Genomic DNA, 18,943 nt, shown 5'->3' on the forward strand with positions numbered 1-18,943 from the left:
CTTTTTTGTAGTGGCAGTGAAAACGGTCGGTCAGTTATCACCTTTACGTTAACGTAAGCCTGCGACGAATGACTGTCAATCACACTTTACGTTAACGTCAACTTGGGCGAGAGTAAGATCATTCAGGATTGAAAAGCGCAGTGCTTTCTGTAGGAGTGAGCCTGCTCGCGATGGCGATTTATCAGCCGACGACGAGGGTGACTGATCTGACGCCATCGCGAGCAGGCTCACTCCTACAGGGGAATTTCGATACACCCACTAATAAAGACAAGAAGGGGGTCATCATGGATCAACCCAGTGCCGCACCGCAGCGCAGCTACACCCGTGGTTCGCAGGACAAGGCCTTGCTCGCGCTGACCATCGGTCAGCAGTTTGACGCAACCGTCGCGCAATACCCGGACGGTGAAGCGCTGGTGGTCCGCCATCAGCAGTTGCGCTATTCCTGGCGGCAACTGGCCGAGGCAGTGAACGTGCATGCCCGGGCGCTGCTCGCGCTAGGTCTGCAAGCCGGCGACCGCCTCGGTATCTGGGCGCCGAACTGCGCGCAGTGGTGCATCACGCAGGTGGCCACGGCGAAAATCGGCGTGGTTCTGGTGAACATCAACCCGGCTTATCGCAGCGCCGAACTCGAATATGTGCTCAAGCAATCCGGCTGCCAGTGGCTGGTCTGCGCCGGGTCGTTCAAGTCATCCGACTACCACGGCATGTTGCAGGGGCTGCTGCCGGAACTGGCCGGGCACGCCACCGGCCAATTGAGCAGCGAGCGCCTGCCGGATCTGCGTGGGGTGATCAGCCTCGATGCGCAGCCGCCGCGAGGTTTTCTGCCATGGTCGCAATTGCCTGATCTCGCGCAGAGCGTCTCGCCCGAGCAACTGCGCGAACGCAGCAACAGCCTGCACTTCGATCAACCGGTGAACATTCAGTACACCTCCGGCACCACCGGTTTCCCCAAGGGCGCGACCCTCAGCCACTACAACATTCTCAATAACGGTTACATGGTCGGCGAAAGCATCGGCCTGACCCCGCGTGATCGTCTGGTGATCCCGGTGCCGCTGTATCACTGCTTCGGCATGGTCATGGGCAACCTCGGCTGCATCACCCACGGCAGCACGATGATCTACCCGAATGACGCCTTCGATCCGTTATTGACCCTGCAAACCGTCGCCGAAGAACACGCCACCGGACTTTACGGCGTACCGACCATGTTCATCGCCATGCTCGATCAGCCGCAACGCCGCGAGTTCGATCTGTCTAGCCTGCGCACCGGGATCATGGCCGGCGCGACGTGCCCGATCGAAGTGATGCGTCGGGTCATCAGCGAGATGCACATGAGCGAAGTGCAGATCGCCTATGGCATGACCGAAACCAGCCCGGTGTCGCTGCAGACCGGGCCGAACGACGAGCTGGAATTGCGCGTGACCACCGTCGGCCGCACCCAGCCGCAACTGGAAAGCAAGATCATCGACGAGGCCGGCAACCTTGTACCGCGCGGCACCATCGGTGAACTCTGCACCCGCGGTTACAGCGTGATGCTCGGCTATTGGAACAACCCGCAGGCCACCGCCGAAGCCATCGACGAGGCGGGCTGGATGCACACCGGTGATCTGGCGAGCATGAACGAGGCCGGTTACGTCAACATCGCCGGGCGTAACAAGGACATGATCATTCGTGGCGGCGAGAACATTTATCCGCGTGAGCTCGAGGAGTTTTTCTTCACTCATCCAGCGGTGGCCGACGTGCAAGTGATCGGCATTCCCTGCTCGCGCTACGGCGAAGAGATTGTCGCGTGGATCAAATTCCACCCCGGCCACAGCGCGTCCGAGCTGGAGTTGCAGGCCTGGTGCAAGGAACGCATCGCGCACTTCAAGACGCCACGGCACTTCAAATTCGTCGAGGAGTTTCCGATGACGGTGACGGGGAAAATTCAGAAATTCAGGATGCGCGAGATCAGTATTGAGGAAATGAAAACAATCGAGCGGTAACCACAACCCTGTGGGAGCTGGCTTGCCAGCGATGGCGTCAGGTCAGGCAGAATCTATGTTGAATGATCTACCGCAATCGCTGGCAAGCCAGCTCCCACAGTGTTTTGTATGGTTTTCGGGAATCACAGAAAGCACAAAGGGGAGCCAAAGCTCCCCTTTAATTTGTCGTTGCGTGCTCTTTTTTATTATTGAGGGTCGGTCTGTTGTTGTTATTGGCAACCGTGGCCCTTTACCGCTGTTTTTGGCGACCCCCATCCGGGGTCAAGAGCAAACGTATTTTTTTGAGCGCTGATCTGCTTTCTCGTTTAACGATCCAACCGATTCGGGAGCTACCTGAAGGTAGTTTTATTGTTCTCTGCCCGGTTGCGGGTCACTCCTGAGAGCACCCTGAAAAGCACACCTTCTCCAAAAAAATCTGTTAGCTGCGTCTCTGCCGTGTTGTTTTTGTTATGTCAGAGTCGTTTCGTCTTGTTTTTATTGGTTTGCGGCTTTTTATTCTTGTTATGCGATAGAGATAGCAGGTGTCGTGCCAACTTTTAAAAAACCTTTAGAATCAACGGCTTGAAATTTTCTGGTTTTTTCAGCGAGGGCAAAGCCAGACAATTTGTTTCCGTGTTACTCGCTTTTGCCCACACCAGGAACTCAGCGGTAACACCTCACTGTGCGCTGCGCGCCTTGGCCACGCGCGAACCACTCGGGCGACCGAGTACCGTGCTGATCTGCTGACCCGCGGCAATCAAGGCGTCCAGGTCGATACCGGTCTCGATACCCAGGCCGTTGAGCAGGTACACCACGTCTTCGCTGGCAACGTTACCGCTCGCGCCTTTGGCATACGGGCAGCCGCCGAGACCGGCGATCGAGCTGTCGAACACAGCAATGCCTTCGAGCAGGCTGGCGTAGATATTGGCCATGGCCTGGCCGTACGTGTCGTGGAAATGCCCGGCGAGTTTTTCTCGTGGTACCTGCGCCGACACCACCTCGAACAGGCGGCGCGTCGCGCCCGCGGTGCCGGTGCCGATGGTGTCGCCCAGCGAAACCTCGTAGCAGCCCATCGCGTACAGCTCGCGCGCGACCATCGCCACTTGCTCCGGCGCGACCGTGCCTTCGTACGGGCAGCCGAGCACGCAGGAAACGTAACCGCGCACGGTAACGCCTTGTTGTTGCGCCGCTTGCATGATCGGCGCAAACCGCGCCAGGCTTTCGCTGATCGAGCAATTGATGTTGCGCTGCGAGAACGCTTCGGACGCGGCGGCAAACACCGCGACCTCCTTGACCCCGGCTGCCAGCGCATCTTCGAAACCGCGCAGATTCGGCGCCAGCGCACCGTAGGTCACGCCGGGCTTGCGCTGAATCTGCGCGAACACCTCGGCGGAGCCGGCCATCTGCGGCACCCACTTCGGTGAGACGAAACTGCCGACTTCGATGTAGCCAACGCCAGCGGCGCTCAAGGCATCGACCAGTTGCACCTTGTCGGCGACGCTGATCGGCTGGGCTTCGTTCTGCAGGCCATCGCGCGGGCCGACTTCGATCAGGCGTACTTGGGAGGGGAGGGACATGGGCGGGACCTGCTTCGTGGATTCGTGGTGATCCCTGTGGGAGCGGGCTTGCCCGCGATGAGGCCGGAACATCCTGCAATGATGTTGGCTGACCCGACGCCATCGCGGGCAAGCCCGCTCCCACAGGGAAAGATGTAGTGCCCGGTTACTGGGCTATTTGCTGGCTCTTGAGCGTCTGCTCCAGCGCCTGCACGCAGCGCTCTTCAGCGGTATCGAGCTCGAGCTTCATCTGTTCGATGTCCAGCAATTGCTGCTCGAGCTGTTCGCGGCGTTCGGCAATTTTTGCCAGCATGCTGTTGAGCTGTCTGGTGTTACCGCTGGAGGGGTCGTACAGCTCGATCAGCTCGCGGCATTCGGCGAGGGAAAAACCGATGCGCTTGCCACGCAAAATCAGTTTCAGGCTGACCTTGTCGCGCGGCGAGTAGATGCGCTCCTGGCCACGGCGCTCGGGGCGCAGCAGGCCTTGTTCTTCATAAAAACGGATGGCCCGCGTGGTGATGTCCAGCTCGCGGGCGAGGTCGGAAATGCTGTAGGTCTGGCTGCTCATGAAAGCGCTCGGAGAAAGGGCATGGCGCTAAGCTAATGGCGTGTTGACGTTTACGTCAAGCAGGATCATTTGTGGTGTCCTGGCTGGCCTCATCGCGAGCAGGCTCACTCCTACAATTGGTCGCGTTTCGTCAGTTGGAATGCGATCAATTGCAGGAGTGAGCCTGCTCGCGATGGCTGCGCCACGGTTTTCAAGCCCTACACCTTATCCAGTTTCTTCTCCTGCGCCGTCACCTGTTGGCATAACTCGATCATCTGCTCGCGCATCCAGCGATTCGCCGGGTCCTGATCGGTGCTCTCATGCCAATAAAGGTGCGTTTCCACCGACGGCACATCATTCACCGGCAAATTGAACGATTGCAGGTCATGGCGTCGGGCAAAACGTTCCGGCACGGTCATGACCATGTCGGTCTGCTGCATCACTTGCGAGGCCATCAGATAGTGCTGAGAGCGCAGGGCGATCTTGCGTTGAATGCCCATTTTGCCCAGCGCCAGATCGACATAACCCAGCCCGCTGCGACGGCTGGAGATGTGAATGTGAGTCAGCGACAGGTAATCATCCAGCGAGAGTTTTTCCTTGCCCGCCATGGGGTGACCCTTGCGCATCGCGCAGACGTAACGGTCATCCATCAGCTTGACGTGGCGTACTTGCGGGTCGGTGTTGAGCGGTGCGTCGACGGCGAAATCCAGACGCCCGGCCGCCAGTTCCTTGGTGGTTTCCCGGCGTTTGGACAGAAAGCTTTCAATGATTACCGTCGGCGCCAGTCGGCGTAAGCGCTGGAACAAGGGCGGCAGAATGATTGCTTCCGTGAGGTCGGTCATGCTGATGCGGTAGGTCTTGACCGCTTGCGCCGGGTTGAAAATGCGGCTTTCCTGCACCGATACGCGCAACAGCGACAGGGCGTTGCGCACCGGGCCGATGATGTTCTGCGCCATCGGCGTCGGCACCATGCCCTGCGCTGTGCGCACGAACAACGGATCGTTGAAGGTTTCGCGCAACCGCGCCAACGCGTTGGACACCGCCGGCTGGGTGATACCGACAATCTGCCCGGCGCGGGTCAGGTTGGCTTCGGTGTAGATCGCGTCAAAGACGATGAAAAGGTTGAGGTCGACCTTGCTCAGATTCATAACGCGGCATCTCTTGTTATTTGGGCGATGTGAGGGCTGGCTATCAGCCGATCATATATCGGTGATGAATGTTTATACACGCCGAGAATAGGCTAGGTAAATTATCAGCGCTGTTCTAGCATCGATTGCATGACCTGAACAACCTCCATCAGAGAAGGTGCTGCCCATGGATTTCGCTTATTCGCCCAAGGTTCAACAACTGCGTGAGCGCGTGACCGCGTTCATGGACACATACGTTTACCCGGCCGAAGCCGTGTTCGAGCGCCAGGTTGCCGAGGGCGATCGCTGGCAGCCAACGGCAATCATGGAGGAGCTCAAAGCCAAGGCCAAAGCCGAAGGCCTGTGGAACCTGTTCCTGCCGGAATCGGAACTGGGGGCCGGCCTGACCAACCTTGAGTACGCACCGCTGGCGGAAATCATGGGCCGTTCGTTGCTGGGGCCGGAGCCGTTCAACTGCTCGGCGCCGGACACCGGCAACATGGAAGTGCTGGTGCGTTACGCCAACGAAGAGCAGAAACAGCGCTGGCTCGAACCGTTGCTGCGCGGCGAGATCCGCTCGGCGTTCGCCATGACCGAGCCCGACGTTGCTTCGTCCGACGCGACCAACATGGCTGCCCGTGCGGTGCGCGATGGCGACGAGTGGGTAATCAACGGCAAGAAGTGGTGGACTTCCGGCGCCTGCGACCCACGCTGCAAAATCCTGATATTCATGGGCCTGAGCAATCCCGATGCGCCGCGTCATGCGCAGCACTCGATGATCCTCGTGCCGGTCGACACCCCCGGGGTAAAAATTGTCCGCCCGCTGCCGGTGTTCGGTTACGACGACGCGCCGCACGGTCACGCCGAAGTGCTGTTCGACAACGTGCGCGTGCCGTATGAAAACGTTCTGCTCGGTGAAGGTCGCGGTTTCGAGATCGCCCAGGGGCGTCTCGGCCCGGGACGGATTCACCACTGCATGCGTTCGATCGGCATGGCTGAGCGCGCGCTGGAGTTGATGTGCAAACGTTCAGTCAGCCGTACCGCGTTTGGCAAACCGCTGGCGCGTCTGGGCGGCAATATCGACAAGATCGCCGACTCGCGGATGGAGATCGACATGGCGCGCCTGCTGACGCTGAAAGCCGCGTACATGATGGACACCGTCGGCAACAAGATCGCCAAAAGCGAGATCGCGCAGATCAAGGTGGTCGCGCCGAATGTCGCCCTGCGAGTGATCGACCGCGCGATCCAGATGCATGGCGGCGCCGGGGTTTCGAACGATTTCCCGCTGGCCTACATGTACGCCATGCAACGCACCCTGCGCCTGGCCGACGGCCCGGACGAAGTGCACCGCGCGGCAATCGGCAAGTTCGAAATCGGCAAGTATGTGCCGAAGGAAATGCTGCGTAGCGGTCAGTAACACCGCGTTATCGTTCATCGCGGGCAAGCCCGCTCCCACAGGGATCTGCAGTGGACATGAGTCTCGTGTTCACCATCGAAACCCGTGGGAGCGGGCTTGCCCGCGATGGCGTAAGCCGGTTCACTACATCAGGGGCTGAGTCAGTACACCCAAACCTCAACCCGCCGATTCCTGATCCGCCCCTCGTCCGCATCATTCGCCGCCACCGGCATCAACGCGCCGAAGCCGCGAACCTCGCGCAGCACCACACCGTTCCTGACCAGCTCACGGCGCACCGCCATCGCCCGCAGCTTCGACAGCAGGTCCGCACGTGCCGGGTCATCCTTGGCATCGCCAAAGCCAACCAACGTCACCGCCCGCTCGCTCTTGTCATGACGCTTTATATAGTCGAGCACCCGCGCCATATCCTGCCGCGCCTTGTTGTCCAGGCTCGCGCTGCCTTCCTCGAAGCGGAAATTCACCGTCAGACGCTGGGCGTGCCGACTGAGCGCTTGATAACCCTCGGGCATCAGCGCATTCGGCGCCACGCTCATGGCGTGCACGGTCTGGCTGACAAAACCATTGGCCGCGACAATCTGCTGGCCCTGGCGACTTTGCGCAAACATCACCAAAGCTTTCGCCCAAGGATTCTGGCGCTGTGGCGGTAGATAGAAGAACAACCGTCGCGACAACGGGTAATCCTCCGTGGCAATCAGGCTGCCGAGGGGCAGCATCGGCAGTGATGCGCCGTCGCTGATGGCCACGGCTTTGGCTTGGCGGACATAAGGCAGACCGATAAAACCGATGGCCTGCGGATCGCTGCTGACCGCATCGGATAATTGCTCGCTGGATTCGAAACGTTTCGCCGCGCTGTTCAGACTTTTCCCACGATGGCTGAGGACCAGTTCCTTAAACGTGTCGTAGGTGCCGGACTGATCATCGCGTGCATAAAGATGTATCGGGCCGCCACGTCCGCCGAGCGCTTCCCAGGTTTTCACCTCGCCGGCAAAGATCCGCGCCAGTTGCTCGGTGTCCAGTTGCTGCAATGGATTGTCGGGATGAACGATGATCGCCAGGCCATCGATGGCGATGACCTGCTCAGCGCCCGGACTTTTCAGGTCGCCCAGCGCTTGCAGGGCCTGCAACTCGCTGTCCTTGATTTCGCGGGAAGCGGCGGCGAGGTCGGCGCTGGCGTTTTTCAGGGCGACGAAACCAGTGCTGGAACCGTGCGCGGCCACTTCGATCACCACGCGCTGACCTTCGGTCGTCTGGCCGACGATGCGCTGTTCGTTGGCGGCGTCCGGGGTTTCGCGATGGATTTTCAACAGGCCTTGTTCCTGCAACAGACCTTCCACCAAGGCCGGGCCGAGTTCGGCGCCGATGGTGTTGGAACCCTGGATGCGCAGGGCCGGGCCGTTTTCCGGCAAGTGCAGGGCAGCGGCGCAGACCGGAAGCCAGGCGCTGAATAGAAAAACGCAGAACACACGCAGGGACATGCCGGCACCGAATCAGGCCTGGGGGATTGCCGGGGAGATTAAGTCAGGCGCATGACCGAAAGATGACAGCGGACCCCCTGTAGGAGTGAGCCTGCTCGCGATCGCGGTGGATCAGTCGACATAAATGTTGACCGGTACACCGCTATCGCGAGCAGGCTCACTCCTACAGGAATTGCGTAAGGTTTGGGATCAGGCCAGCTCAAGCCAGATCGGCGCGTGGTCGGAGGGCTTTTCCATCCCGCGCAATTCGTAGTCCACGCCGGCGTCCTTCACCCGTGGCAGCAAACCATGGGAGGCGAGAATCACGTCGATGCGCAGGCCACGCTTCGGTTCATCCTCAAAACCACGGCTGCGGTAGTCGAACCAGCTGAACATGTCGGTCACGTCCGGGTTCAGGTGCCGGTAGCTGTCGGTCAGGCCCCAGTTTTTCAGGCGCGCCATCCACTCGCGTTCTTCCGGCAGGAAGCTGCATTTACCGGTTTTCAGCCAGCGCTTCATGTTGTCCGGGCCGATGCCGATGTCGCAGTCTTCCGGGGAAATGTTCACATCGCCCATCACCACCAGCGGCTGTTCGTTGTGAAACTGGCTTTCCAGCAACGCTTGCAGATCGCTGTAGAAACGTTGCTTGGCCGGGAATTTGGTTGGGTGGTCGCGGCTTTCGCCTTGGGGAAAATAACCGTTCATGATAGTCACCGGCACGCCATTGGCATCGGCGAAGGTGCCCCAGATAAAACGCCGTTGGGCATCTTCTTCGTCGGTGGCGAAACCTTTGTGAATAGCGATCGGCTCTTGGCGCGAGAGCAGGGCGACACCGTAATGGCCTTTCTGTCCGTGGAAGTACACGTGGTAGCCGAGCGCGCGCACTTCTTCCAGCGGGAACTGGTCGTCGTGGACTTTGGTTTCCTGCAGGCCGATCACGTCCGGTTGATGTTTTTCGATCAGCGCCGCCAGCTGATGCGGACGGGCCCGCAGTCCGTTGATGTTGAAGGAAACAATCTTCATGGTCGGCAGTCCTGGCAAAAGGGCGATGCTAGCTGACATGGGGGATGGGGGCCAGTGTGGGAGAAATCATTTTGTGCTGTGGGATTTGTAGCGCCTGTCCCGGCCCCATCGCTGGCAAGCCAGCTCCCACAGGTTTCTGTGTGGTGTGGGAATGTTTGTGAACGGCACGGACATTGTGGGAGCTGGCTTGCCAGCGATGAGGCCCGCATAGTCGATGAAGATCCAGAGCTGGTCTAACCTGTCAGGGGAACCACACCACCCGCCCAAGGTTCGTACCAACAAGCGCGCCATCCTTCGAGCGCGCCCCGGGGAGAATCACCACCATGCCTGACACCCAGACCGCCATCGCCGACATCCACATGCTCGACCGCGGTTATTCCCGCGAAGCGCGCTCGCTGCTGTATCAGGCCTACCGTCACGAGCCGACCTTCGGCTACCTGTTCGAAGCCGAACGCCCCGGTTATGAGCAACGCGTGCGCGCGACGGTGCGCGAGCTGGTCAAACAGCATTTTCTCCAGGACCTGCCGGCGATCGGACTGCTGGTCAACGATCGGCTGATCGGCATCGCCCTGATCGCGCCGCCGCAACGGCGCCTGGGGGTGACAGAAAGCTGGGCGTGGCGCCTGCGCATGGTGCTCAGCACCGGTTTTCGCTGCACCCGGCGCTATCTGGAATATCACGATGCCGTCGCCGCATGCGTGCCCGGTGACTCGGTGCACATGCTGCCGTTGCTCGGCGTGCATCCGCAATTTCAGGGCAAGCACTACGGCGAACAACTGCTCACCGCCGTGCACAACTGGTGCGCGGTGGATGAAACCTCGCAAGGCGTGGTGCTCGACACCGGTAACCCGCGCTACCTGGAATTCTATAAAAGGCAGGGTTATCAGGAGATCGGCGAGGTTGCCGTCGGGCCGGTGCGCGAGCACGTGTTTTTCCACGCCAATCCGCAGGTGTTACAAACAGCAACAGGGTAATAATCGAACTTCTTGGGAAATTTCCTGTTCTATCACGCTCCCCAGCCCTGATAGCATCCGCGCCTATGAAGTTTCCAGGAAGATTTACCAGCGGCGTGCTCATGCTGTTATCCAGCTGCGCGGCGCTGGCGCAAAGTGAATTGGATGTACGGATCAAACCGTCCAACGATGAACTCAAGGCCAATATAGAAGGCTATATCGGCAGCCTCGGCGATCGTGACGAAGAAGCCTTGCAGCGCTTCAATCGCGGTGCCGAAGAACAGGCGCGCAAGGCCGCCCAGGCGTTGGGCTACTACCAGCCGCAGATCGACAGCGACGTCAAGGGCGGGGAAAAACCGCGTCTGGTGCTCAACATCGATCCCGGCGAGCCGATCCGCCTGCGCAACGTCACCGTACGAGTCGACGGCCCGGCAGCCTCGCTGAAATCCTTTCGTGTGCCGAAAAGCGATCTGCTCAAGTCCGGCGCGGTGCTCAATCACGGCCACTACGAAGACGCGAAAAGAATTATTCAGAACCAGGCCTCGCGCTTCGGATTCTTCAGCGGCCATTTCACCAGCCAAAAGCTGTTGGTCGATCCGCGTGCTGGCGTTGCCGATGTCGAGTTGATCTACGACAGCGGCCCGCGCTATGCGCTCGGCAAAGTGAAATTCGAGGGCGACACGCCGTTCGACGAAGACCTGCTGCAACGCATGGTGCCGTTCAAGGCCGGCGAGCCGTACGACTCCGAGCTGATCGCCGAGCTCAACCGCGACCTGCAGTCGAGCGGCTATTTCGAAGGCGTGCGCGTCGACGCGGCACCGACGGCGGCCCAAGACCAGGTGATCCCGGTCGACGTCAAACTCGACACGCGCAAGCCGCGCACCATGGGCCTGGGTCTTGGCTATTCGACCGACGTCGGCCCACGCATCAAAGCCAACTGGACCCGCCACTGGGTCAATCCGCAAGGCGACAGCTATGGCTGGGAAGCCGAGCTTTCGGCGCCACGGCAAAACGTCGGGCTGTTTTACGACATTCCGCTCGACCCGCCGCTGACCGACAAACTGCGCTGGGCCGGCGGTTATCAGTTCGAAGACATCGAGGGCTCCGACACGCGCAGCAAACTGCTGACCTTCGGCCCGGAATGGCACAGCAAGTTGCCCAGCGGCTGGCAACGGGTGATCTCGCTGAAATGGCAGCGCGAGGAATACGAACTCGGCGACGACTCCGGTCTGAGCACTTTGCTGATGCCTGGCATCAGTTATTCCTACCTGAAAAGCGACAACCGCATCGACCCGCACAACGGCTATCGTCTGAGCTTCGAAAGCAAAGTGGCGAAGGAAGGCCTCGGTTCCGACAACAACCTGTTATATGGCACCGCGTTGGTCAAAGGCCTGACCACGGTGTTCGACAAGCACCGTTTGCTCGGGCGTGTGCAGGTCGGCGGCAGCGCCACCAACGGCTACAACTCGATCCCGCCGTCGCTGCGCTTCTTCGCCGGTGGCGATCAGAGCGTGCGCGGCTACGACTATCAGAGCCTGTCGCCGAAGAACTCCGATGGCGATCGCATCGGCGGGCGCTACATGGTCGCCGGCAGCGTTGAATATCAATATTCGGTCGCCGAGAAATGGCGCGTGGCGACCTTCGTCGACCAAGGCAACTCTTTCAACAAGCTTGAACTGCCGAACCTCAAGACCGGGGTCGGTATTGGCGTGCGCTGGGTCTCGCCGGTCGGGCCGATCCGCCTCGACCTGGCCCATGCGCTGGACGACGACGGCGGCATCCGGCTGCACTTTTCCATGGGGCCTGAGCTGTGAAGCGTGGTTTGAAAATAACGGCTGTGACGCTGCTGGCGTTGTTGCTGTTGATGGTATTGACGATCAGCGCCGTGCTCGGCACTCAGGCCGGCAGCCGTTGGGCGCTGAGCCTTGTACCAGGCTTGAGCGTGGAGAATTTTCACGGTCGCCTTGGCGGCCAATGGCGTGCCGATCATCTGCTCTGGCAGCAAGACACCAGCCGTGTCGAACTGAACAAGGCGATCTTTGCCTGGTCGCCGCTGTGCCTGACGCGCATGACCCTGTGCATCGATCAGCTCAAGGCCGAGCAAGTGGTTCTGCAATTCCCGCCGGGTGAAGAAACCACCGAGAGCGGCCCGATCAAACTGCCGGATTTGCAATTGCCGGTGGCCATCGAACTGGGCGACGTGCAGGTCGGCAGCCTGCTGTTCAACGGCAGTGAGCAGCTCAAAGGTTTGCAACTGGTCGCGCACTGGACTGCTCAAGGTCTGCAGATCGACCGCGTGAAACTGCAGCGTGACGAACTCAGCCTGAACCTCTCCGGTCTGCTGCAACCGACCGGCAACTGGCCGCTGACTATTCAGGGCGATTTGACTTTACCCGCACCGGGCACAGAACCGTGGACGCTGGCCCTGAAAGCCGAGGGTGATCTGCTCAAGACCCTCAATCTGCACGTCGACAGCCGTGGTTATCTCGACGGCCAATTGACCGGCGAGTTGCAGCCACTGGTGGAAAACCTGCCGGCCAAGGTGCGCATCACCAGTGAAGCGTTCAAACCCAGCGCCGAACTGCCGGACACCCTGCAACTCAATCAGTTAGTGCTGACTGGCGAGGGCGATCTGAAAAACGGTTACCAACTCAACGGCACCGCTACATTGCCCGCCGACACAGCCCCGGTGGCGCTGTTGCTCAAGGGTAAAGTCGATGCCAGCGGTGCGCAGATCGCCGGTCTTGATCTGACTGCCAACGATAAACAAAGCCTTAAACTCAGCGGCAGCGTCGACTGGAGCAAAGGCCTCAGCGCGCAAGCCAACATCAACTGGCAGGACTTTCCCTGGCATCGGCTCTACAACGAGATCGACGAGCCGCAAGTCGCTTTGCGTACCTTCACGGGTGAAGTTTCCTACACCGACGGTCAGTACCTCGGCAACTTTGCCGCCGCACTGGATGGTCCGGCCGGTGCGTTCACCCTGAGCAGCCCGTTCAGCGGCAGCCTCGAACAGATCGCCTTGCCGCAACTGGTGATGGCAGCCGGGCAGGGCAAGGCCGAAGGTCACGTCAAGGTCAGATTCGCCGACGGCATCGCCTGGGACACCGCGCTGCAACTCTCGGCATTGAATCCGGCGTACTGGGTTGCCGAACTGCCCGGCACGTTGGCCGGGCCCCTGAAGAGCACCGGCGAAATGAAAAATGAGCGCCTGAGCCTCAACGCTGACCTGGACCTCCAAGGCAAACTGCGCGGGCAACCGGCGATTCTGCAAGCCAAGGCTGACGGTGCCGGCGAACAGTGGAATCTCAACGCCCTGCAAATCCGTCTCGGCGACAACAGCATCAGCGGCAAGGGCAGCCTGCAACAGAAACTCGCCGGGCAGATCGACATCAAGCTGCCGCGTCTGGCCCAGCTCTGGCCGCAATTGCGCGGGCAGGTCAACGGTCAGGTCAACGTCGCCGGTACGCTGAAGGCGCCACAGGGCAAACTCGACTTGCAGGGCTCGCAACTGGTGTTTCAGGACAATCGCCTGCAAAGCCTCAACCTCGACGCCAATCTGGACAGTGCGCAACGGGCGAAGATCGATCTGAAGGGCAGCGGCATTCAGGTCGGCGATACATCGCTGGGCACACTGACCGCCAGCGCGCAGGGGGATATCAAAAGTCAGAAGCTCACCCTTGATCTGCTCGGACCCAAGCTGAAACTCGCGCTGGGGCTGGACGGCCGTCTGGATCAGGGCAACTGGCGCGGGCGTCTGGCCAGCGGCGATATCCAGGCCGGCGGGCAGGACTGGAAGCTGCAGAGTCCGGCGAAACTGGAACGCCTCGCCGATGGCAAGATCAACTTCGGCGCGCATTGCTGGACCTCCGGCAGTGCCAGCCTGTGCGGCGAAGATCAGCGGCTGATGCCTGAGCCGAAACTGCGTTATCACCTCAAGCAGTTCCCGATCGAAAGCCTGGCGCAGTGGTTGCCGAAAGACTTCGCCTGGCAGGGCCGGCTCAATGCCGATCTGCAACTCGACCTGCCGGCCAGCGGCCCCAACGGCGTGGTCAGCATCGACGCCAGCGGCGGCACCTTGCGCATGCGCGACCAGCAGCAATGGCTGGACTTCCCCTACCAGACGCTCAGGCTCACCAGCAAACTGACACCGAAACGCGTCGACACCGAACTGAACTTCGTCGGCGGCAAGCTTGGCGAATTGATGGTGCAGGCGCAGCTTAATCCGCTGCCGAAAAACAAACCGTTGAGCGGCTCGTTCCGCCTCAGCGGCCTGGACCTGTCGGTAGCGCGGCCGTTTGTGCCAATGGTGGAAAAACTCACCGGACGCCTGAACGGCAGCGGCACTATTTCCGGTGGTCTGCTGGCGCCGCTGGTCAACGGCACGGTGCAACTGAGCGACGGCGAAGTCTCCGGCGCCGAATTGCCGATGGAACTGCAGAACCTGCAACTCACCGCAGCAATTGCCGGTGAATCCGTGCGCCTCGATGGCGGCTGGAACAGCGGCAAAAACGGCCGCGGCAGTCTCAACGGCAATGTCGCCTGGAGCCAGGCGCTGGTGGTCGACCTGGCGTTGAAAGGCACGCAATTGCCGGTCACCGTCGAGCCGTACGCCAAGCTTGAAGTCGCGCCGGACCTGAAGATCTCCATGGCCGGCGACGAGCTGAAAATCGCTGGCAAGGTGCTGGTGCCCAACGGTGAAATCACCGTTCGTGAACTGCCGCCCTCCACCGTGAAAGTCTCGGACGACACGATCATCGTCGGCGCGCAGACCGAAGAGGGCAAAGCGCCGCTCGCGATGAAGATGGACATCGATGTGATCGTCGGCCAGAACAAGCTGAGCTTCGCCGGTTTTGGCCTGACCGCCAATCTGCAAGGTCAGGTGCACATCGGCGACAACATGGACACCCGTGGCGAGCTGTGGCTTAACGACGGCCGCTACCGCGCCTACGGCCAGCGCCTGACGGTACGGCGTGCGCGTCTGTTGTTCGCCGGCCCCATCGACCAGCCGTATCTGGACATCGAAGCGATCCGCCAGACCGACGACGTGATCGCCGGCATCCGCCTCAGCGGCAGCGCCGAACAGCCGACCACGCAGATCTTCTCCGAACCGGCCATGAGTCAGGAGCAGGCGCTGTCCTATCTGGTCCTCGGGCGTCCACTGAGCACCAACGGCGAAGACAACAACATGCTCGCTCAAGCCGCATTGGGCCTGGGCCTGATGGGCAGCGCCGGGGTCACCAGCGGCCTGGCCAAAGACCTGGGCATTCAGGATTTCCAGCTCGACACCCAGGGCAGCGGCAACGACACCAGCGTCGTCGCCAGCGGCAACATCTCCGAAAAACTCAGCCTGCGCTACGGCGTCGGCGTGTTCGAACCGGCCAGCACGATTGCCCTGCGCTACAAGCTGAGCAAGAAGGTGTATGTCGAAGCGGCCAGTGGCGTCGCCAGTTCGCTGGATATCTTCTACAAGCGCGATTTTTAAATCGCGCGTCTTTCTCTAAACCGAGTCGCTGCCATCGCCAGCAGGCTGGCTCCCACACTGGATCTCTGATCGACACAGCATTGGTGTCTGTTGGAGATCCCCTGTGGGAGCCAGCCTGCTGGCGATGGCGTGCGACTGCGCGCCAAAAAAACCAAATTACCAAGCCACCTAACTATTACGTTGACATTCGCTGCCTAAGCAGTAACATCTCGACATACATTCACTGCCTAGGCAGTTATCAGGTGGACCGATGAAGCATTTCACCCCCGACGAATTCAAGCAATGCCATCTCGGCCTGTTGCTCGGCCGTGCCGCGCTGCTCAAGGACCGGATTATCGATACGCACATGGAACCCCACGGCATCACCGCCGCGCAGTTCAAGGTGTTGATCATCATGGCCCAGTTCGGCGTCGACACCCCGGCGGAGCTGTGCCGGCACCTGTCGCTGGACAGCGGGTCGATGACGCGCATGCTTGATCGTCTGGAGCAGAAAGGTTTTCTGCTGCGCCAACGCAGCGAAGATGACCGCCGGCAGGTGCAGTTGAAACTGACGGGACAGGGCCAGCAACTGACCGATCGCCTGCCGCAGATCGGTGCCGATGCGATGAACGAACTGGCCGGTGCCATCTCCCGCGAAGAGTTGAAAACTCTGGAATACATCCTCAAGAAAATCCTGCTGGCCGCCGGTGACCCGATCACCCTCCAGCGCTTAGGTGACCACAATGAGCGGTAAAACCTTGCGCAGCAGCCTGACCCTGCTGCTGTCGGCGATGATCCTCGCCGGTTGCGCCAACTACAGCGGCCTCGATACCGAAGGTCAGCGCCTCGACGCCGCGAACCTGAAGACAGCGCAGTCTCTGGACGGCGTCAGCCTGTCGCCGGCGGCGTGGCCGAAGAGCGATTGGTGGACCAGCCTCGGCGATCCGCAGCTCGACGGCCTGATCCGCGAAGCATTGGATGACAGCCCGGACATGCAGATCGCCGCCGCCCGCGCCCATCAGGCTAGCGCCGCGGCCTATGCCGCCGACGCCGAACGTTACCCGACCCTCGACGCCAGCGCCGGCATCAGCCGTTCGCGGCTGGCCCGTGATCAGGATCCGCTAGGGCAGGGCGGCGCCTATTCGACGGTGCGCAATGTCAGCGCCGGCTTCAATTACAACTTCGACCTGTGGGGCGGCCAGCGCGATGCCTGGGAAGCCGCACTCGGTGAGGCGCGCGCCGCTGAAGTCGACCGTCAGGCCGCGCAGTTGACCCTCGCCGCTGACGTCGCCCGCGCCTACAGCGATCTCGGCCAGGCGCATATCGTTTATGACCTGGCCAACGAAGACCTCAAGCGCACCCGGCAGATGCTCGACCTGAGCCAGCGTCGCCTGAGTTCGGGGATCGACAGCCAGTACCAGTTTCAGCAAACGCAAAGTCTGGAAGCCAGCTCTCAGGCCAGCCTGATCGACGCGGAAAAACGCTTGCACAGCGCCAAAGTCGCGCTGGCGGTATTGCTCGGCAAAGGTCCGGATCGTGGCAACGAAATCGCTCGGCCGAAAGTCTTGCAAGCCAGTGCCGTTGCCGTGCCGTCGGTATTGCCTGCCGAACTGCTCGGGCGGCGTCCCGATCTGGTCGCGGCGCGCTGGCGTGTCGAGGCGGCGAGCAAGGATATCGATGCCGCCAAGACGCGCTTCTATCCGAATCTCAACCTGAGCGCGTCGGCGGGTGCCGAATCGCTGCTGGGTGATGCGATGTTCGGTTCCGCCAGTCGCTTCTTCAACATCGCGCCAACCGTGTCGCTGCCGATTTTCGATGGCGGGCGCCTGCGCGCCAACCTTGATGCCCGCGACGCCGATTACGACCTCGCGGTGGCGCAGTACAACAAAAGTCTGGTGAAAGCCCTTGGCGATGTCGGCGACACGATCAATCAGTTGCGTGATATCGGCCGGCAGATCGGCGCGCAGCAACACGCCACCGACATTGCTCAGGATTCTTACAACACTGCGGTCCAGCGTTACGGTTCCGGCATCGGCAACTACCTGGACGTGCTCAGCATCGAGCAGCAATTGCTCCAGGCCCAGCGTCAGCTGGCCACGCTCAATGCCGAGCAGATCGACCTGTCGATTCAACTGATGCAAGCGCTGGGCGGCGGCTTCCAGGGTGAAACCCTGACCGCAGCCAACGCCAGCCCAGCCACCGCGCACAACTAATTCAAGGTAACCGTCATGGCCACTGCCGAAAACACTAAAGCTCAAGACAACACCCCCGACACCGGCAACCCGCGCAAACGCAAGGTGATGCTGTTGGCCCTGGCCGTGGTCGTCCTGCTCGCCATTGCTGGCGTGTGGGCGTATCACGAATTCATCGGGCGCTGGAACGAAAGCACCGACGACGCCTACGTCAACGGCAACGTCGTGGAAATCACCCCGCTGGTGACCGGCACCGTGGTCAGCATCGGCGCCGACGACGGTGATCTGGTTCAGGAAGGCCAGGTGCTGGTCAACTTCGACCCCAACGACGCCGAAGTCGGCCTGCAAAGTGCCAAGGCCAAACTGGCGCGCACCGTGCGTCAGGTGCGCGGCTTGTACAGCAACGTCGACGGCATGAAAGCCCAGGTCAACGCGCAACAGGCCGAAGTGCAGAAGGCGCAGGACAACTACAACCGCCGCAAGAATCTGGCGCAGGGCGGGGCGATTTCCCAGGAAGAACTGTCCCACGCCCGCGACGACCTGACCTCGGCGCAGAACGCTCTGGCCAATGCCAGGCAGCAACTGAAGACCACCAGCGCGCTGGTCGATGACACCGTGGTGTCGTCGCACCCGGACGTAATGTCGGCAGCTGCCGATTTGCGTCAGGCCTACCTGACCAACGCGCGCAGCACCTTGATCGCCCCGGTGACCGGTTACGTCGCCAAGCGCACCGTACAGCTCGGTCAGCGCGTACAGCCGGGCACCGCGCTGATGGCGGTGATCCCGCTCAATCAACTGTGGATCGACGCCAACTTCAAGGAAACCCAACTGCGTGACATGCGCATCGGTCAGCCGGTGGACATCGAAGCCGACCTGTACGGCAGCGATGTCAAATACAGCGGCACCGTCGACAGCCTCGGCGCCGGCACCGGTAGCGCGTTTGCCTTGCTGCCAGCGCAGAACGCCACCGGTAACTGGATCAAGATCGTCCAGCGGGTGCCGGTGCGTATTCACATCAATGCCGAAGAGCTGGCCAAACATCCGCTGCGGGTCGGTCTGTCGACCAATGTCGAAGTCAACCTGCACGACCAGAGCGGCCCGGTGCTGGCGCAGCAGCCGCCGCAAAAAGCCTCGTTCAGCACCAATGTGTATGAGCGCCAACTGGCCGAAGCGGACGCAATGATTGCCCAGCTGATTCACGACAACAGCGCCGCGGCGAGCAAGACCGCACAGCGCTGATCCGCACGGA

13 protein-coding genes are annotated in these 18,943 nt (G+C 60.9%); 8 read left to right on the forward strand and 5 right to left on the reverse strand.

The features are described from left to right. The first annotated feature begins 284 nt into the window (after window positions 1-284). Window positions 285-1,982: an AMP-binding protein gene (locus BLU24_RS12155; RefSeq protein ID WP_093100508.1), complete on the forward strand. Its 1,698-nt coding sequence runs from the start codon at window positions 285-287 to the stop codon at window positions 1,980-1,982. Window positions 1,983-2,638: 656 nt separating this feature from the next. Here BLU24_RS12155 and BLU24_RS12160 read toward each other — a convergent pair. The 3 genes from BLU24_RS12160 to BLU24_RS12170 all read right to left on the reverse strand — a co-directional run bounded on the left by BLU24_RS12160 (window position 2,639) and on the right by BLU24_RS12170 (window position 5,212). Continuing rightward, window positions 2,639-3,538 (reverse strand): hydroxymethylglutaryl-CoA lyase, encoded by a 900-nt coding sequence (locus tag BLU24_RS12160; RefSeq protein ID WP_093100510.1) that lies wholly within the window; start codon window positions 3,536-3,538, stop codon window positions 2,639-2,641. Between the two features lie 145 nt (window positions 3,539-3,683). Then, window positions 3,684-4,085 carry a MerR family transcriptional regulator gene (locus tag BLU24_RS12165; RefSeq protein ID WP_093100512.1) on the reverse strand — a complete coding sequence of 134 codons (402 nt, stop codon included), beginning with the start codon at window positions 4,083-4,085 and terminating at the stop codon, window positions 3,684-3,686. A gap of 197 nt (window positions 4,086-4,282) precedes the next feature. Then, on the reverse strand, window positions 4,283-5,212 hold the full coding sequence (locus tag BLU24_RS12170) for a LysR family transcriptional regulator (RefSeq protein WP_090284427.1): 930 nt from the start codon (window positions 5,210-5,212) through the stop codon (window positions 4,283-4,285). 166 nt (window positions 5,213-5,378) lie between these two features. Here BLU24_RS12170 and BLU24_RS12175 point away from each other — a divergent pair, with 166 nt between their 5' ends. Then, window positions 5,379-6,608: an acyl-CoA dehydrogenase gene (locus tag BLU24_RS12175; protein ID WP_090284425.1), complete on the forward strand. Its 1,230-nt coding sequence runs from the start codon at window positions 5,379-5,381 to the stop codon at window positions 6,606-6,608. Between the two features lie 140 nt (window positions 6,609-6,748). Here the strand turns inward: BLU24_RS12175 and BLU24_RS12180 are convergent, their stop codons facing one another. Together BLU24_RS12180 and xthA are read right to left on the reverse strand one after the other, a co-directional pair. Next, complete coding sequence (locus tag BLU24_RS12180; RefSeq protein WP_093100514.1) at window positions 6,749-8,083, reverse strand: substrate-binding domain-containing protein; 1,335 nt, start codon at window positions 8,081-8,083, stop codon at window positions 6,749-6,751. Between the two features lie 189 nt (window positions 8,084-8,272). Next, window positions 8,273-9,085, reverse strand: a complete 813-nt coding sequence (xthA, locus tag BLU24_RS12185; protein WP_093100516.1) for an exodeoxyribonuclease III — start codon at window positions 9,083-9,085, stop codon at window positions 8,273-8,275. 323 nt (window positions 9,086-9,408) lie between these two features. On the opposite strand from xthA, the gene BLU24_RS12190 reads away from it, so the two are divergent. The 6 genes from BLU24_RS12190 to BLU24_RS12215 all read left to right on the forward strand — a co-directional run bounded on the left by BLU24_RS12190 (window position 9,409) and on the right by BLU24_RS12215 (window position 18,933). Next, window positions 9,409-10,059, forward strand: a complete 651-nt coding sequence (locus BLU24_RS12190) for a GNAT family N-acetyltransferase (protein ID WP_093100518.1) — start codon at window positions 9,409-9,411, stop codon at window positions 10,057-10,059. A gap of 65 nt (window positions 10,060-10,124) precedes the next feature. Further along, the gene (locus tag BLU24_RS12195; protein WP_093100521.1) at window positions 10,125-11,852 is read left to right on the forward strand and encodes an autotransporter assembly complex protein TamA; all 1,728 of its coding nucleotides are present in this window, start codon (window positions 10,125-10,127) and stop codon (window positions 11,850-11,852) included. Beyond that, on the forward strand, window positions 11,849-15,523 hold the full coding sequence (locus BLU24_RS12200) for a translocation/assembly module TamB domain-containing protein (protein WP_093100524.1): 3,675 nt from the start codon (window positions 11,849-11,851) through the stop codon (window positions 15,521-15,523). The genes BLU24_RS12195 and BLU24_RS12200 overlap by 4 nt, the downstream gene beginning before the upstream one ends. Before the next feature lie 250 nt (window positions 15,524-15,773). After that, the gene (locus BLU24_RS12205; protein ID WP_090284413.1) at window positions 15,774-16,256 is read left to right on the forward strand and encodes a MarR family winged helix-turn-helix transcriptional regulator; all 483 of its coding nucleotides are present in this window, start codon (window positions 15,774-15,776) and stop codon (window positions 16,254-16,256) included. Continuing rightward, window positions 16,246-17,715, forward strand: coding sequence for an efflux transporter outer membrane subunit (locus BLU24_RS12210; RefSeq protein WP_093100527.1), 1,470 nt, complete (start codon window positions 16,246-16,248; stop codon window positions 17,713-17,715). Before BLU24_RS12205 ends, BLU24_RS12210 begins: the two co-directional genes overlap by 11 nt. A 15-nt stretch (window positions 17,716-17,730) precedes the next feature. Continuing rightward, entirely contained in the window at window positions 17,731-18,933 is a 1,203-nt protein-coding gene (locus tag BLU24_RS12215) for an HlyD family secretion protein (protein ID WP_093100530.1), read from the forward strand. The last annotated feature ends 10 nt before the right edge of the window (window positions 18,934-18,943 follow it).

The sequence above is a fragment of the Pseudomonas sp. Z003-0.4C(8344-21) genome (assembly GCF_900104975.1).
GTDB lineage: Bacteria > Pseudomonadota > Gammaproteobacteria > Pseudomonadales > Pseudomonadaceae > Aquipseudomonas > Aquipseudomonas granadensis.

Bases quoted from the DNA above. Each gene is read 5' to 3' on its own strand.
- xthA (WP_093100516.1), bottom strand. From the start codon at position 9,085: ATGAAGATTGTTTCCTTCAACATCAACGGACTGCGGGCCCGTCCGCAT.
- BLU24_RS12155 (WP_093100508.1), top strand. From the start codon at position 285: ATGGATCAACCCAGTGCCGCACCGCAGCGCAGCTACACCCGTGGTTCG.
- BLU24_RS12190 (WP_093100518.1), top strand. From the start codon at position 9,409: ATGCCTGACACCCAGACCGCCATCGCCGACATCCACATGCTCGACCGC.
- BLU24_RS12175 (WP_090284425.1), top strand. From the start codon at position 5,379: ATGGATTTCGCTTATTCGCCCAAGGTTCAACAACTGCGTGAGCGCGTG.
- BLU24_RS12205 (WP_090284413.1), top strand. From the start codon at position 15,774: ATGAAGCATTTCACCCCCGACGAATTCAAGCAATGCCATCTCGGCCTG.
- BLU24_RS12195 (WP_093100521.1), top strand. From the start codon at position 10,125: ATGAAGTTTCCAGGAAGATTTACCAGCGGCGTGCTCATGCTGTTATCC.
- BLU24_RS12210 (WP_093100527.1), top strand. From the start codon at position 16,246: ATGAGCGGTAAAACCTTGCGCAGCAGCCTGACCCTGCTGCTGTCGGCG.
- BLU24_RS12180 (WP_093100514.1), bottom strand. From the start codon at position 8,083: ATGTCCCTGCGTGTGTTCTGCGTTTTTCTATTCAGCGCCTGGCTTCCG.
- BLU24_RS12215 (WP_093100530.1), top strand. From the start codon at position 17,731: ATGGCCACTGCCGAAAACACTAAAGCTCAAGACAACACCCCCGACACC.
- BLU24_RS12160 (WP_093100510.1), bottom strand. From the start codon at position 3,538: ATGTCCCTCCCCTCCCAAGTACGCCTGATCGAAGTCGGCCCGCGCGAT.
- BLU24_RS12165 (WP_093100512.1), bottom strand. From the start codon at position 4,085: ATGAGCAGCCAGACCTACAGCATTTCCGACCTCGCCCGCGAGCTGGAC.
- BLU24_RS12170 (WP_090284427.1), bottom strand. From the start codon at position 5,212: ATGAATCTGAGCAAGGTCGACCTCAACCTTTTCATCGTCTTTGACGCG.